The organism is Micromonospora sp. NPDC048894 (genome assembly GCF_040649765.1).
Lineage (GTDB): Bacteria > Actinomycetota > Actinomycetes > Mycobacteriales > Micromonosporaceae > Micromonospora > Micromonospora antibiotica.
Window position 1 is genome coordinate 350,983 of record NZ_JBEZFY010000002.1, and the last position, 14,302, is coordinate 365,284.

12 protein-coding genes are annotated in these 14,302 nt (G+C 72.6%); 2 read left to right on the forward strand and 10 right to left on the reverse strand.

Translation table 11 applies throughout. The features are described from left to right. Window positions 1-147 precede the first annotated feature (147 nt). Window positions 148-1,200: a cation diffusion facilitator family transporter gene (locus tag AB0C22_RS05435; RefSeq protein WP_357533648.1), complete on the forward strand. Its 1,053-nt coding sequence runs from the start codon at window positions 148-150 to the stop codon at window positions 1,198-1,200. A gap of 204 nt (window positions 1,201-1,404) precedes the next feature. Then, window positions 1,405-2,502 carry a DUF3866 family protein gene (locus AB0C22_RS05440; protein ID WP_357533650.1) on the forward strand — a complete coding sequence of 366 codons (1,098 nt, stop codon included), beginning with the start codon at window positions 1,405-1,407 and terminating at the stop codon, window positions 2,500-2,502. Between the two features lie 167 nt (window positions 2,503-2,669). On the opposite strand, the gene AB0C22_RS05445 is transcribed toward AB0C22_RS05440, so the two are convergent. The 10 genes from AB0C22_RS05445 to AB0C22_RS05490 all read right to left on the reverse strand — a co-directional run bounded on the left by AB0C22_RS05445 (window position 2,670) and on the right by AB0C22_RS05490 (window position 14,302). After that, window positions 2,670-3,458 carry a hypothetical protein gene (locus AB0C22_RS05445; protein ID WP_219461560.1) on the reverse strand — a complete coding sequence of 263 codons (789 nt, stop codon included), beginning with the start codon at window positions 3,456-3,458 and terminating at the stop codon, window positions 2,670-2,672. Between the two features lie 86 nt (window positions 3,459-3,544). Next, a complete protein-coding gene (locus AB0C22_RS05450) occupies window positions 3,545-4,339 on the reverse strand; it encodes a hypothetical protein (protein ID WP_219461557.1) in 795 nt (264 codons plus the stop codon). Next, window positions 4,336-6,123, reverse strand: coding sequence for a hypothetical protein (locus tag AB0C22_RS05455; protein WP_219461554.1), 1,788 nt, complete (start codon window positions 6,121-6,123; stop codon window positions 4,336-4,338). The genes AB0C22_RS05450 and AB0C22_RS05455 overlap by 4 nt, the downstream gene beginning before the upstream one ends. Further along, complete coding sequence (locus AB0C22_RS05460; RefSeq protein WP_208566137.1) at window positions 6,120-6,932, reverse strand: SIR2 family protein; 813 nt, start codon at window positions 6,930-6,932, stop codon at window positions 6,120-6,122. The genes AB0C22_RS05455 and AB0C22_RS05460 overlap by 4 nt, the downstream gene beginning before the upstream one ends. 2 nt (window positions 6,933-6,934) lie before the next feature. Further along, window positions 6,935-8,629, reverse strand: coding sequence for an AAA family ATPase (locus tag AB0C22_RS05465; protein ID WP_219461551.1), 1,695 nt, complete (start codon window positions 8,627-8,629; stop codon window positions 6,935-6,937). Further along, window positions 8,629-11,127: a hypothetical protein gene (locus tag AB0C22_RS05470; protein ID WP_219461549.1), complete on the reverse strand. Its 2,499-nt coding sequence runs from the start codon at window positions 11,125-11,127 to the stop codon at window positions 8,629-8,631. The genes AB0C22_RS05465 and AB0C22_RS05470 overlap by 1 nt, the downstream gene beginning before the upstream one ends. Before the next feature lie 2 nt (window positions 11,128-11,129). Beyond that, window positions 11,130-12,779, reverse strand: a complete 1,650-nt coding sequence (locus tag AB0C22_RS05475; protein ID WP_357533654.1) for a Mov34/MPN/PAD-1 family protein — start codon at window positions 12,777-12,779, stop codon at window positions 11,130-11,132. Next, entirely contained in the window at window positions 12,779-13,093 is a 315-nt protein-coding gene (locus tag AB0C22_RS05480; protein WP_219461533.1) for a hypothetical protein, read from the reverse strand. Before AB0C22_RS05480 ends, AB0C22_RS05475 begins: the two co-directional genes overlap by 1 nt. After that, the gene (locus AB0C22_RS05485) at window positions 13,090-13,647 is read right to left on the reverse strand and encodes a hypothetical protein (RefSeq protein WP_219461529.1); all 558 of its coding nucleotides are present in this window, start codon (window positions 13,645-13,647) and stop codon (window positions 13,090-13,092) included. The genes AB0C22_RS05480 and AB0C22_RS05485 overlap by 4 nt, the downstream gene beginning before the upstream one ends. Beyond that, window positions 13,634-14,302, reverse strand: coding sequence for a ubiquitin-conjugating enzyme E2 (locus AB0C22_RS05490; protein WP_219461526.1), 669 nt, complete (start codon window positions 14,300-14,302; stop codon window positions 13,634-13,636). Before AB0C22_RS05490 ends, AB0C22_RS05485 begins: the two co-directional genes overlap by 14 nt.

Here is a 14,302-nt window from a genome sequence, read left to right on the forward strand (position 1 = left end):
TCCCCCGCCACGACCCCACCCTTCTGCGGTGATCAAGAGGTTTGCGTCATCCGTAGAGATCAATTTGACGTAACGCTCTTGATCACCGGGGGCAGAACCCGGCCGGCTCTCCGGGCGGAGCCGGGACAACAGACTTACGGTGACCGCATGTCGGAAGGTGAAGTCAAGACCGAGAGCGTCGGCACGGTCGTGGTGGCGGGGGTGGCCAACCTCGCCATCGCGGTGGCGAAACTGGTCGCCGGGGTCGTCTCCGGCTCGGCGGCGATGCTCTCCGAGGCCGCCCACTCGCTCGCCGACACCACCACCGAGGTGCTGCTCTACCTGGCGTTGCGCCGGGGCGCCCGGCCCGCCGACGTCCGGCACCCCTTCGGGTACGGCAAGGAGAGCTACGTCTGGGCGTTCCTCGCCGCGTTGTTCACCTTCGTCGCGGGGGCCGGCTTCGCCATCACCCACGGCGTGACGACCATCCTGGTCCACGAACACAGCGGCGACTACCTGATCTCGTACGTGGTGCTGGCGGTCTCCTTCGTCATCGAGTCGGTGTCGCTGACCCGCGCGGTACGCCAGGTGCGCAGCGAGTCCCGCCGGTGGCGGACCACCCCGCGCCGGTTCCTGCGGCTGACTGCCGACACCACCGTCAAGGCGGTGTTCCTGGAGGACAGCGCCGCCCTGGTCGGGTTGCTCATCGCGGGCGTCGGGGTGGGCCTGTCCGAGTGGACCGGTGACGAGCTGTGGGACGGTCTCGCCTCGATCCTGATCGGCCTGCTGCTACTCGTCGTCGCCACCGTCCTCGCCCGCAGCAACCTCTCGCTGCTGGTCGGCCGGGCGGTGCCCGAACGGCTGCACCGGGAGATCGAACGGGAGCTGGCCGGCCTGCCGACGGTGGACCGGATCGACACCCTGCTGACCATGCAGCTCGGCCCGGCGGACATCCTGGTGGCCGCCAAGGTCGACTTCCGGGACGACGCGACCGGGGGCGACATCGAGGCCGACGCCGACGAGGCCGAGCGACGGCTCACCGCCCGCTATCCGGAGATCGGGTACGTCTTCCTCGACCCCACCCGGTCGCTGCCCGGTGTCGCCGGCCGCCGCGCCCGGCGTACCCAGGACGAGCAGGGCCCGGTGACCGACGCCCGGGTCACCCGGGGCGGACCCGACCCGGCAACCGACGCCCCCGGGCGGCCCGACCGACCGGCGTAACCGGCCCGACCGACGTAACCGCCGTGACCGGCGTGACCGACCCGACCGGGCCGACCGGGGTGACCGGGCCGACCGGGGTGACCGGGCCTGCCGGTGGGCCGGCGGCCGAGGTGGGTCCGGTCCGACCGGCACCGCGGCGGGCCGGACCGGGCGGCGGCGGACCCGCACGCGGTCACCCGGCCGGCCGGCGATAGCGTGCCGGGCATGGTGCGATGGCGGTCCGGGACGGTCACGGCGGTACGACGGCGGTGGGCCGGTGCGGTGGAACTCGACGTCGCCCTGCCCGACGGGGACACCCTGCGTGCGCTGGCCTACCCGGAGCTGGTCGGCGACCCGGTCCCCGGCGACCGGGTGCTGCTCAACGCCGGTGCGCTGCTGATGGGCCTCGGCACCGGCGGGTACGCCCTGGTGGTCGCCCTGCCCGACCGGCTGCCCGCCGACCCGCCGCAGGCCGGGGACACCCGCGACGCCGGTCACCTGGTCAAGGCCCGGTACACCCCGTTGCAGCCGATCATGCTGGGGGTCGACGAGGAAGCGTCGCCGCACCACTCGCTGCTCGCCACCGTCGACAGCCTGGACGGGATGCCGGCGGTCACGGCCGACCTGCACTCCGCCCTGCCGGCCATCCTCGCCGGCATCCACGCCGACGCCCCGCAGGCCCGGGTGGCCTACCTGCTCACCGACGGTGGCGCCCTGCCGGCCTGGTTCTCCCGCACCCTCGACGGGCTGCGCGACGCACTGGTCGGCACGGTCAGCGTCGGGCAGGCGTTCGGCGGGGACCTGGAGGCGGCCACCCTGCACACCGGCCTGCTGGCCGCCCGGCACGTGCTCCGCGCCGACGTGGCGATCGTCGCGCAGGGGCCCGGCAACCTGGGCACCGGCACCCGGTGGGGGTTCTCCGGCGTCGCCGTCGGCGAGGCGGTCAACGCGGTGGCCGTGCTGGGCGGTCGGCCGGTCGGTTCGCTGCGGATCTCCGACGCCGACGCCCGCCCCCGGCACCAGGGGGTGTCGCACCACAGCCTCACCGCGTACGGCCGGGTGGCGCTGGCCCCGGCGGAGCTGGTGGTGCCGGACGGCCTGCCGGTGGAGCTGGCGACCCGGGTGGATGCCGCGTTGGCCCCGCTGGCCGACCGGCACCGGGTGGTCCGGGTCGACACCGACGGTCTGGACGCCGCGCTGCGCGCCCTGCCGGTGCGGCTGTCCACGATGGGGCGTGGGCTGGACGCCGACCACGCCTACTTCCTGGCGGCGGCCGCCGCCGGCCGGCACGCCGCCGCGCTGGCCGACACGCCGGCCAGCTGACCCGTCCGGCGTGCTGACCCGCCCGCCCGGCGCGGCGGCACCCCGGTCGACGCGGCGGCACCGATCCGACGCGGCGGCACCGGTCGGCTGGAGTCGGCGGCGGATCCGGGGGGCGGGCGGCGCGGGTCCGGTGCCGGACAGGCGGTGGGCGTCGTGGCCCGCCCCGTTCAGTCGCCCGGCTGGTCCTCGGGCCGGCCGTCGGCGTCGACCGGTCGGGCCGCCGCCCAGATGTGGCGGAACTGGTCGATCCAGTAGGCGTACCAACGTTCGCTGTCGCGCCGGTGGAACTCCAGGTGCATCCGGCCCGAGGTGGACTCGTTGTGGAAACCGTGCAGCTCCACGATCACCCGGCCGTGCCGGCTCTGCGGGTCGATCGCCACCAGGCTGAACCCGGGGTTGAAGTCGAGCACCCGATGCTCGACGACGCCGGGGACCGGCCAACCGGCCATCGCGGCCAACCGGCCACGGGTGGTGGTGATGGACGGCCGGAGCCGCTGCAACGCGAAGTCGACCGCGTCGTCGAGCTGCCGTACGGCCTGCTCCACCGCCGGTGACGCCGGATCCAGCAGCACCACCCGGACGACCCCACCGGGCCGGGCGAGCACCGACGTGCGCAGTGCGTCGCAGTGGGCCGGCGACAGGATGTTGACCGCCGACGGCGCATAGACCCACACCTCCTGGGCGGTACGCAGCCGGTCCGGGAACGGCCGGGCGTCGAACGCCACCCGGTCGTCGAGGAAGGCGTCCAACGTGCCCGCCCGCTCGTCGGGGACGGTGATCCGGTACACCAGCAGCGCGATGCCGGCGAGCAGGACGCTCCACAGCACCTCCACCGGCACCAGGTCACCGAAGGCGGAGACGACGGCGAGCGCCGCGGCGACCAGGGTCACCGCGTACGCCTCCAGATTGCGTCCCCGCCGCACGTCGTGTCCGATCCTGCGCACCGTCCCGGCCATCCGCCCCTCCTGTCGTCTCGGTCGTCGATGGCACCGCGTCGGGGCCGGTCGCCTCCGCCGGGTGGCTGGGCTGCTCCCCCGCCGGGTCAGTCCGGCGACTCGGCGGCTCCCTCGGGGCGTGTCCCGGCGATCTCCCGTCGACGCCACCGGCGCAGATACGCCCGGGCCCGTCGACGGGTCTGCGGCGACATCCCCTCGTCCCCGGCGATCCGGGCGAGGTCGTCCTGCACCGCCGTACGCAGCGCCGGCTCCCCGGCCACCCGGATCGCCAGGTTGATCAGGGCGTCGTTGCCCGACTGCAACCACTTGCGCAGGATCGGCACGGCGTCGCGCTGGTTGAGCAGTTCGGTCCGGAGCTTGCCCATCCGGTCGACGTACTTGACGCGCAGGCTCTCCACCAGGGCGTGGTGCGCCTTGCCGAGGCTCTGCAGGTCCGCCGACTCGCTGAGGGCGCCGGCCACCTCCAACGCCTGCTGCCAGCGCAACAGCCCGGTGATGATGTCCTGCAGGCGCTTGTCGTCCGACTCGGTGTCGAACGGGGCGGACCCGGTGTCCGCCGTCGGATCGCTCGCCGCCGACTCGTCCGGACCGACCAGCGAGGTGGGATCGACCAGCGAGGTGGGACCCGCGTACTGCTTGCTGATCCGGGCCAGTTCCTCGGTGAAACCGGCCTGCACCGAGTAGGAGATCTCGACCGGGTCGAGATCCGGCACCTCCACCTTGATCATCGCTGAGGTGAGCGGCCCGTCGGGCAGGTTCAGGGACACGTCGACGTCCTTCAGGTTGACCGTCATCCTGAGCGCGTCCAGCGCCCGTGCCGGTGGAACCTGCAGGGGATGCGCCCGGAGCAGGGGCAGTTGGTCCCCGGGGGGTCCCGTCACCGGTCCGCTCCGTCCGGCGGGTGCGGCCGTGGGTCGATCTGGAAGTCCGGTGTGCCGTCCTGCGGGTCGGGCGTCGTCGCCGCGTCGTGCCGGGGTACGGGGTCCACGGTGAACACCGGTTGGATCGCCTCCGTCGCGTCCGCCAGCCGGCGTACCACCTCCGACCAGAGGCGGCCGAGTTCCTCCACGGACAGGCCGCCCGTCGACCCGTCCGCCGGCACGTCGGCGTCCGGTGCACCGTCCGCCGGGGCCCTGCCGGCGTCGGCGGCCACCCGGGAGATGCTCAGGCCCACCTCCTGCCGCCAGATGTCGAGCGCGTCGTGCAACCAGTCCGGGTCGGACTCCGGCAGGGCGTCGACCTGCATGATCGCCCCGCCCAGTCGGGCCACGCAGTCCTCGTCGAGCCAGGCCAGCAGCGGACCCAGCTCCCGCATGATCCATTCGACGACCGCGTCGACCGTGACGAACATCTGCTCCGGCAGGGCCTCCACCCGGACCGTGTCGCCACGGCCGTAGTTCGCCCGCGCCCAGTCGGTCACCGCCAGCGGACAGAACAGGACGATGTGCGAGCCGTTCGGATCGACCGATTCTCGCCACCACTCGATGACCGCCGTCAGTCGGACCCAGAACCCGGGGTCCGGGGAGGACAGGTCACACAGTTCACCGACGACGACGGTGTCCGCGCCCCGGGCCCGCAGGCCGAGCCACCGGCCGATCGCGGTCAGGTCCGCCCCGCCGCGCAGGCCGGCTGAGGACAGACCCTCGTCGAGCCCCGCGAGCAGCCACTCCGCCGCCCGTCGGCGGGTACGTTCACCGGCGATGCCGATCAGGGTGACGGGCCCGGCGAACGCCGACTCCCGCAGCCCGGCCAGTTGGTCGACGGTGAGCAACGGAGGGGTCGCCTCGGGCCGCAGCACCGTCCAGCCGGCCGACGGCGACGCGGGCGGCGGCACAGCGGCGGACGAGGCGGCCCCGGACAGGCCGAGGCTCTCCGCCAACTGGTTCAGGATGTCGGTCGTCGCGTCCTCGTCGTCCTCGCTCTCGTCACCGACCACCAGGTGGTAGCCGGCCTCCACCCAGGACTGCTGGGTGAGGCTGTACCGGCCCAACAGGTACAGCGGCGTGGGCTTCCGGTAGAGGGTGCTGAGCGGGACGTTGAGCCGGCACCAGCCCCACCCGTAGACGACGTCGAAGTCGTCGAGGAAATCCACCAGCGCGGTACGCATGTCCCGGAGTTGGGTGCCGTGCTCGTCGTGCCGGGTCGGTTCCAGCCCGGCGATCAGCATCTCCGCCGCGTCGACCAGCACCGGGCGGGCCCGTTCGCTGCCCTGCCGGCGGAGGTCGAACATGATCGGCTTGTGCCCCACCGCCTCGATGTGGCGCGGCACGATGGAGCCGGCGTCGATGATGCGTCGATAGAGGTATTCGGCCGGGTCGGTCACCACGACCGCGTTGAAGTAGCCCTGGTTCATCAGCTCGGCCAGGTTGGCGATCGCCGTCAGGTCGCCGTCCGCCGCGTCGGTCGGTGTGGTGTACCGCTTCAGGAAGTCGTCCCGGGCCAGCGACGAGGAGCGGAAAGCCCAGAAATCGCCGATCTTCTGGTCGTCATTCTTGGTCGGCGCCCGGTCCCCGCGCAGCGCGTCGACGAACCGGGTCGGTCGGGCGTGGTTGAGCAGCGCCGCCCCACCGTCCAGACCGATCACCAGGGCCGCGGAGACATTGCTCTCCCGGTTCGCCCGCATCCGTTGGGCCAGGTCGGCCACCCTCAGCTCGGAGACCTTCACGTCAACTGCTCCGTGACGGCCCGCATCAGGCCGGCGAAGCTGCCCAGCTTCCCGTCGATGAACCTCGGGCTGTAGTTGCGCTGGGCCATCAGCGACAGCACCATCGGGGCGTCGGGGAAGGCGATGTTGGCGTAGTAGAGCGGGGAACGGTCCCGGCTGAACGCCTGCAACACGTTGAGGTGGAAGAAGGAGTACCCGCAGACCACCGCCGGTCGACTGGTGACGTCCCGGACGAGCTGCTCGATGCGCTCCTCGTACCGGATGATCTCGCGGCTGGTCATCAGGTTCAGCCCGAGGTCCAGCCCGCCGTGCAGCTTGATGATCCGGATCCGGGGGCTACCCGGTGCGGTGATCTGGAGCACCGCCGCCTCGGGCCGGTACTGCGGCACGTCGATCACCCGGTAGTCGTGGTGTTCCCGCAGCCCGGCGGCGGCGAGCGCCTGCTCCAGTAGATCGTCGATGTTGACGGTCACCACCATGTCCGCGTACCCGCGGGTGAGCAGCCCGACCAGCTGGCGGTACGGCGAGTCCGGGGTGAGCGGACGCTCCAGGTACCGCCGGAACAGGCCGGCCCGCGCCACCCCCGGCCCGAGCCCGTCACAGAACAGGTCGAACCGGTACTGGGGGCTGCCCCACGTGTCGACGTCGTCGCCCAGCACGGCGGCGAGCAGCTCCGCGTTGAGCGGCACCCCGTCGTGCACCGAGCAGCCGGCGCCGAGCCAGAAGAAGGGCTTCTCCGCCGACGCCTGGTCATCCCGGAACTGCCGCAGATGCCGGACCAGTTCCCGCACACTGTCCTGCGCGGTCATCGCTACCTCCGTAGGTGTCGGAGCAGGGTCAGGTCCACCACCGGTTCCTCCGACCACGCCTGCTCGGAGACGGGACGCCAGGCCGGGCCGGTGCCGGGCAGCAGGGAGGCGACGCCGCCCTGGACGTAGTGGCCGTAGGTGCGCTCGACGTCGCGCGCCATGTCGTCGTGGCCCAACTCCCGCAGCGCGGAGACCGACTGCCGCACCCAGTCGCGGATGTGCATCGGCTGCTGGTACGTCTCCAGCGCGGCCAGCAGCTGCTGCCGGGTCAGCTGCCCGGTCGGCCCCTGCGGGCCGGTGGACGAGATGACCCCCATGACGGTGTCCGAGACGACCTTCTGGATGTCACCCGGCGCCAACCCGTGCGACCTGCGGGCCAACTCGACGACGTCGATGTCGTCGGCACGCACCCCGGCGTCGAGCTGGTCGAGGTGCACCTGGAAGATCTTCGCCCGGACCTGCTCGTCGGGCAGCTCGACGGGGATCATCTCGTCGAAGCGGCGCAGCAGTGCCAGGTCCATCGCCCAGAGCCGGTTCGTGCAGCCGAAGAAGATCACCGCGGCCTGTGACTCACGTAGCCGGTCGATCTCCTGGAGCAGGTGCGAGGTGAGCTGCACCCGCCAGTCCTGACCGCCCTCCCGGGACATGCCGATCGAGTCGATCTCGTCTCCGAACAGGATCGCCGGTTGGGCGTCGATCGCCTGGTCGAAGATCTCCGACACCCGCTTCTCGTCGTCGCCGACGTAACGGTTCAACACGTCGTTGAGACGCATCCGGAAGATCGGCAGTGGCCGGCCGTGTCGACGTCGGTACTCGCCGCTGAAAGCCCGGATGAGGAAGGTCTTGCCGCATCCCGACGGTCCGAACAACAGGATGGACCTGCTGGGTGACTGGTGGTAGCGGGCCAGCCGGTCGGCGAGGCCCTCGCTGTCGAGGTCCCCGAAGTAGGTCTCGAAGATCCGCTGGCGTAGCCGCCCGGTGAACGTACCCACCTCGTCCGCCCCTCCGACCTGCGCGAACGTCGGTTCGGTCGAGCCGGTCACCGGCCGGGACCCCGACCCCGGCTCGGCGGCGTCCACCTCCGCGGGCAGCCGGGGGTGCCGCGGCTGCAGGGCCCGGACCCGACGCAGGTCCGTCGCGCACTGCTCCGGCCGGCCCAGCTCCTGGTGCACGTACGCGCGGGTGGCCAGCACCTCGGCGGACAGGTACCGGCCCAGCCCGCCGGGCAGCGGCGCGGCGTCGAGGAGTCCGGCGAGCCGGTCGCACGCCGCCACCGCCTCGACCGTCGGTTGCTGCTCGAACCCGGCCAGCAGCCGTGACAACGCGTCGGTCAGGCTGTTCGCCACCAGTTCCCGGTGGGTGCTGCGCCCGATGGCACGCAGCAGCGAACCGACTGCCCGCTCGTGCTCGCCGCGCAGGTGCTGCAGGTGACCCAGCAGCGCGGCGGCGTCCGAGCCGGCGCCGAACTCGTCGAGGGCACGGGCCAGGTCCGCCTCGGCCACCGCGAGGTCCGCCGGGTCGGGCTGCCCGTCCCCGTCCCGCAGCAGGGTCCAGGCCCGGCCGTAGTACGGCTCCCACTGGTCCGCGCCCAGTTCGATCGCCTTGGCGAAGTGTTCCCGGGCCGACCGGAGGTCGTCCCGGCCCAGTGCGTCGACACCCTCGTGGTAAGCCGACGTCCAGACCTTCTCGGGCTCCATCAGCCACCTCCCTGCGTCCCGTTGACCGGCCACACGACACAGCGGGAGACGTGGGACCGTCCCCGACCGGCGGTCACCCGGATGCCGCCGTGCGCGCCGATGCCGTCGACCAGTGCGTCCGCGACGGTGACACCGGCGGCGACCGCCAGCGTCCCGTACGCCGCCGGCGTCAGTCCCCCGGCGAACAACTCGGTGTAGCCGGTGCAGTCGCCGATCGCCCGCGGGTCGGTGTCCGCCGTCGCGGCCACCAGGACGTGCGGGGCGAACTCCGCCGTGGCGAACAGCCGCTGGAGCTGGTCCAGCACCGGCCCCGGGCCACCGGTGAACAGCACGCACACCGGCCCGGTCACCCCGGTGGTTGGCACGACGCCGGTACGGATCCAGGGATTGTCGTCGTCGGGGGGCGTGCCGCCGGCCGCCGGGGCGGACCGCTCCGGCGGCGGGTCGGGTTCGCGGGCGGAGCTGACCAGCGCCGCCAGCTCCTCCAGCCGGGCCTCGTCCGGTCGGGGCACCACGTCCAACTCGAAGTCGGACCAGTCCCGGTCACCGGTGGCCTTCGGCACCGACCCGATCGCCCCGACGGTGTCGACGATCGAACCCAGCAGCAACGTCGCCGCCACGGGTGCTTCGACGGCGTCCGTGGGCAGGTCGGCCAGGACCCGGCCGGCCGAGCCGAGCGGCTCGACGGAGAAGTCCGGCCGCTGGAACGTCATCGCCACGGCCCGCCGCAGGATGCTGACGACGCCCAGGGCCCGGTCGAGCAGGAGGGCGGCGCGGCGCAGGTCACCGGTGTGGTGGAACGTCAGCCCGGCGCGCTCGGAGACCATCGCCACGGCGTGCGTGCGGGACGCGTCGGCGTCGTCACTGGCATAGGCACGCCTGGTACGCAGGCCGACGGCGTAGACGATGGCCCTGACCACCGCCTCGGCGGCCGGGTCCGCACAGTGCGGCAACCGGGCCAGCAGACACTGCGCCAGCAGGTCGCGCAGCGCCGGGGCCCGGTCCAGTTCCTCCAGCCACCAGCCCGCCTGCCCCTGGCCGTCGGACTGGGGTCGCAGCCGGTGCCAGCCCCGGGGGACCGCACCGACCGGCGTCTCCCGGATCCACACCACCGGCCAGCCCTGCCGGGACAGCGTGTTCCCCCACGCGCCGATCCGAGCTTCGGTCACCGGGGTGCCGATCAGCCGGCAGCGGACGCCCGGGCCGATCCGCAGGCTGGCGACGCCGCCCCGGTCGGCCAGGCCGACCCGCAGCGGCACCCCGGGCGGGGCGTCCGGGTGGCCGGTCAACCGGGCCGGTGGGCGGAACGGGTCCCCGCTGGCCGGGGGCACGGCCACCCGGGTCGGTGCCGACGCCGGGACGACAGGCGGTGGCACCTCCCGCAGCAGTTCGGCGTCGGCGAGCAGGGCCGGCAGGAACCACCCGCTGCGCCGACCGACCGTCCGCAACTGGCGGGCCGCCACGGGCAGCCGGTGACGCAACACCCGGCCGTCGAGCAGTGACACGAGTTCGGGTAGCCGGGCCTCCAGACCCCGCTGCATCATCCAGTCGCCGATGCGCAGACCGTGGGCGAAGGCCCGGTGCAGCTCCCGGTCGGAGCCGAGCCGGGAGTGTTCCTCGACCAGCATCCGGCGGTAGCGCCAGGCCGCCGCGAGGACCGGATCCACCCGGTTCGGTCGCATCGGGTCCGGGCCCGGCCCCACCGCCGCCTCGTCGGTGAGGGCGCTGGCCAGGTAGAAGCAGGCGTACGCGGTGGTGGGGTCACCCAGCCGGAGCAGGGCCCGCCCGCACCAGACCAGTTCCGTGCGCACCTCGGACTCGAGCCAGCCGGACAGCCCCTCGTCCCCGACGATGGTCAGGAGCTGCTCGACGATGATCCGGTATTCGCCCAGGCCGTACCAGACGTCGCCCCGGGCGAGGTAGGGACCGGCCAGATCGCGCAGCAGCCGCCGTTCGACACCCTCCGGATCGGTGGCCGGCGACTCGCCGTACGACAGGTCGTCCTCACCGTCGAAGAGGGCGGCGAGCCGCTCCCGCTTCGACTCCGGGCCCTCCACCCCCAGCGGTGCCACCGGTGCCGGCACGGGGACCGGTTCCGACGGACGCAGGGCCGGCTCCTGGGCCAACGCCGCCAGCTCGGACAGCTCGGCCCAGTCCGCCCGCAGGCCGGTGCCGACCAGGTGAACGGTGTGCGTGAGCAGCGCGTGGGCCAGGCCCGGCAGACCGAGCGCCGCCCAGCCCCGGATCACCGCCAGCCACCAGCCGCACCGGCCGGTGTGCAGTTCGGCCAGCAGTTTCCCGTATCCGGCCGGGACGGTGTCACCGGGGTCGGCGGCCGGTACGAACACCGCAGGGTCCACGGCCAGCATGACCGCCGCACTGAACTCGCGGGCCACGACCACCCGCTCACCCGCGTCGAGCAGCCGCGGCCAGTTGCCCCCGACCTTTCCACGCCGGCCGGTGGCCAACTCCCCCGCACCTCCTCCGGTCGTCCCCACGCTCAGAACCGGCACAGGACGTGGTCGATGCGACCGTGCAACCGGCCGAGGTGGTCGGTGCAGATGGTGGCCACCGACTCCTGCCCGGCCACGCTGACGATGTGCTGGGTCAGTCGTTGCGTGCGCAGGTCGAAGGCGGCGATCTGGTTGCCGCCGTCGTCGTCGAACAGGGCGTAGAGGGTGTCGCCGCCGAGGGACAGGTCCCGCACCGGCCACCGGTCCCAGGGTGGGTCGAGGGCGATGTCGACCAGCGGTGTCCCGTCGTCCTCGGCGGGTCGCCAGAGCCGGAGCCGGCCGTCCTGCACGGCCCCGAGCAGCGGCGTCGACCCACCGGACTCCTTCCAGCGGGGCAGCAGCCGACACTGCGCGGACGGCAGGTCCCCCCGCGTGCCGGAGCCGAGCGACGTGCGCTCGCCCTCCTGGACGAGGGGCAGCCGGTGCCACTGCCGGGCGGTACGCACCCAGACCGCCTCCGGGTCGCCGACGGCCTCCAGCGGATCCCCCTCCAGTGGGGGCAGCCCGAGTCGGGCGAACTGGAACCGGAACCGGGTCCCCTGCTCCGAGTCCTCGGCCGCCGAGGTCTCCATCCGCAGGACGTGGTGGTTGGCCATCAGCACCCAGAGCATGCCCTCCTGGTCGTAGTGCACCGAGACGGGCGGCGACTCGATCCGGACCGGCCAGACCAGCCGCCGGGATATGTCGAAGCGCTCCATCAGCAGGTCACCCGGGGTGTAGGAGTAGCACTCGCCCCGGTGTACGGCGATCCGTTCCTTGAACCGGGTGGAGGCCAGCCGCAGCCGTCCCTGGCGGCCACGGGTGTGTCGCAGCCGCTGCTGGACCGCCTCCAACTCCTCGACGCAGCCGGGGTCGGCACCGGCCGTGAGGGCCACCTCGACCAGGAGCCGGAACTGGTCGATGCCGGCGTCGGTGCCCCACCGGCGGCGGGGGCTGGCCGCCGCGGTCAGCAGCGTGGCCAGCCGGGACTCCGTGGTCACGCCCAGTGCGGGCAGCAACTCGGCCGGCCCTGGTCGGCTCGGCCGGTCGTCGTCGTCCCGGTCGACGCACTCCTCCAGGAACCGCTGGTGTCGTTCGGCGGCGCTGTCGGGGCCGGTCATCCGGACCAGGTAGTCGTCGAGCGCCTCCAGTTCGGTGCCGGCGAGCCGCCAGAAGCCCACCGGGAGTCCCCACTCGCCGGCACCGACCACGGCGGAGACGTACCAGGGCGCGTTGAAGTGTGCCTGGTGCATCTTGTGGTCGGTCCCCGACATGAACGGCTTGCCGCCGACGTGTGAGTGGTACCAGCCGACGATGTACTCGTCGACGCTGTCGGCGAGCCGGGCGGCGATCGCCTGGATCGACGACTGGTCGAACTCGAAGTGCACCGCGCTGGCGTTGTCGCTGGGCACCGCCAGGTGGTCGGTGACCGTGACGATCCAACCGGTGCCGTTGACGAAGTGACGGCCCAGCAGGATGCCGCCGACCTCGGTGCCGGCCTGCTGCGCGGACTGCCGCCGGATGCCGCTGAGTACGGTGTCGTCGACGTACAGGGCGACCGCGGGGCCGGACCGCAACAGTTCACTCGACGGTGCCGGGTTGTGCTGGGCGAGCGGGCGGCGGACGGGTTCGATGCGGAAGTCCGGCGAGACGTCCATCAGGTCGCCACCCCCGCCGACCGGTCGCCCGCCCGCGCCTCCCGGGTCATGATGAGGGTGTGGCCGGCCTCCACCTGCGCCGACCGCAGGGTCTCGGACACCCCGAGGAAGCGGTTGCGTTCCTGCCACATCAGCCGGTACGGGATCACGTTGCCCGTCTGGTCCTGTTGGGGGAAGGGCAGGGCCGGGTTCGCCACGATCTTGGCGATGATCCCCTGCACGGGAATGTCGAGCGGGAGGCTGACGTCCCACTTCTCGGTCAACATGGTGGTGGCCAGGATGACCGGGATCGATTCGAGCGGCGGATTCGTCATGCGTCACCTTCTGCCGGTGTGGACCATTCCTGGATGCGGTTCACCGAGATGTCGAAGTCGAGATCCTGCTCCGGCTGGCCGAGCAGGGTGTGGGCGGAGGTCTCCTCCGCCCGCCGATGGACCGCCTCGAACAGGGCGCCGACGGTCAGGTCCGTGGCGATGAGGGCGATCTCCACGCCGGTGTAGGTGCCGAGGCGGCACACCGTCTGCAACAGGTCCTGGAACGTCCCCGCATGCCACTGCACCGCCGGCACCTCGGCCTGGATGAGCACGCACCCCTGCACCAGCAGGAACTTCGCCTGTCGGCTGTGGACGTTCCACTCCGACACCAGCCGCAGCACGGGTCCCCGGGCGGCGAGACCGACCTCCCGTTGCAGCAGGGCGCGCAGGTAGACCCAGTGCGGCGTCGACTTCACCTCGATCAGCAGCGGGTAGTGGTAGCCGGGCACCGGGCAGCGGTAGCCGGTGACGACGGTGTTCTCGTCGACGACCTCGCAGGTCCAGCCGATCTGCGCGAACAGGGCGGCGATGGCCTTACCGTCAGGCCTGCTCATCCGGGCCCCCTTCCCGTCCGGTCGAGTCCGGCTCGACCGCCGGCAGGCCGGGTTCGACCGACGGCTGACCCGGCCCGGTCGACGGCAGGTCGGGGCCGGCCGACGGCTGACCCGGCTCCATCGACGGCAGGTCGGGGCCGGCCGGCGGCGGGCTCGCTCGCGGTCGCAGGTCGAGGTCGAAGGCCAGGTCACGCACGGGTGTCGGATCGATCGGCACCACCGGTTCGTCGGCCTCCAGGTTGATCCCGAGCCACCGGGCCGCGCCGCGGTCCAGCGGGTCGTAGATGTTGAACGACTTGTACTGGACCAACTCGCACAACTGGACGCAGAGTTCGGCCACGGACATGCCGGGGTACCAGATGTCGCCGGTGCAGACCCGGGGCGGCCGGATGTTCGGGTGGAAGATCGGTGTCTTCCACACGATCTCCGGGGGCAGCAGCGGGAAGCTGCCGCCCAGGGTGAGGGTGAACTCGTGGTGCGACGACAGGCCCAGCTCCTCCTGGTTGAACACCAGGCCACGGCAGGTGAGCACCACGTCGTACCGGGTCGGTGGAAGCCCGTGCGCGGTGAAGGTCACCATCGAGCTGGCCCTGACCAACTGCCGCATGTCGGTGTACTCGGTGTCCAGCCGCCGGTCGCGGGGCGTCATCGCCAT

Excerpts from the sequence above, each read along its gene's own strand:
- AB0C22_RS05465 (WP_219461551.1), bottom strand. The coding sequence starts at position 8,629 with ATGGAGCCCGAGAAGGTCTGGACGTCGGCTTACCACGAGGGTGTCGAC.
- AB0C22_RS05480 (WP_219461533.1), bottom strand. The coding sequence starts at position 13,093 with ATGACGAATCCGCCGCTCGAATCGATCCCGGTCATCCTGGCCACCACC.
- AB0C22_RS05445 (WP_219461560.1), bottom strand. The coding sequence starts at position 3,458 with ATGGCCGGGACGGTGCGCAGGATCGGACACGACGTGCGGCGGGGACGC.
- AB0C22_RS05485 (WP_219461529.1), bottom strand. The coding sequence starts at position 13,647 with ATGAGCAGGCCTGACGGTAAGGCCATCGCCGCCCTGTTCGCGCAGATC.
- AB0C22_RS05475 (WP_357533654.1), bottom strand. The coding sequence starts at position 12,779 with ATGGACGTCTCGCCGGACTTCCGCATCGAACCCGTCCGCCGCCCGCTC.
- AB0C22_RS05460 (WP_208566137.1), bottom strand. The coding sequence starts at position 6,932 with ATGACCGCGCAGGACAGTGTGCGGGAACTGGTCCGGCATCTGCGGCAG.
- AB0C22_RS05490 (WP_219461526.1), bottom strand. The coding sequence starts at position 14,302 with ATGGCGATGACGCCCCGCGACCGGCGGCTGGACACCGAGTACACCGAC.
- AB0C22_RS05440 (WP_357533650.1), top strand. The coding sequence starts at position 1,405 with ATGGTGCGATGGCGGTCCGGGACGGTCACGGCGGTACGACGGCGGTGG.
- AB0C22_RS05435 (WP_357533648.1), top strand. The coding sequence starts at position 148 with ATGTCGGAAGGTGAAGTCAAGACCGAGAGCGTCGGCACGGTCGTGGTG.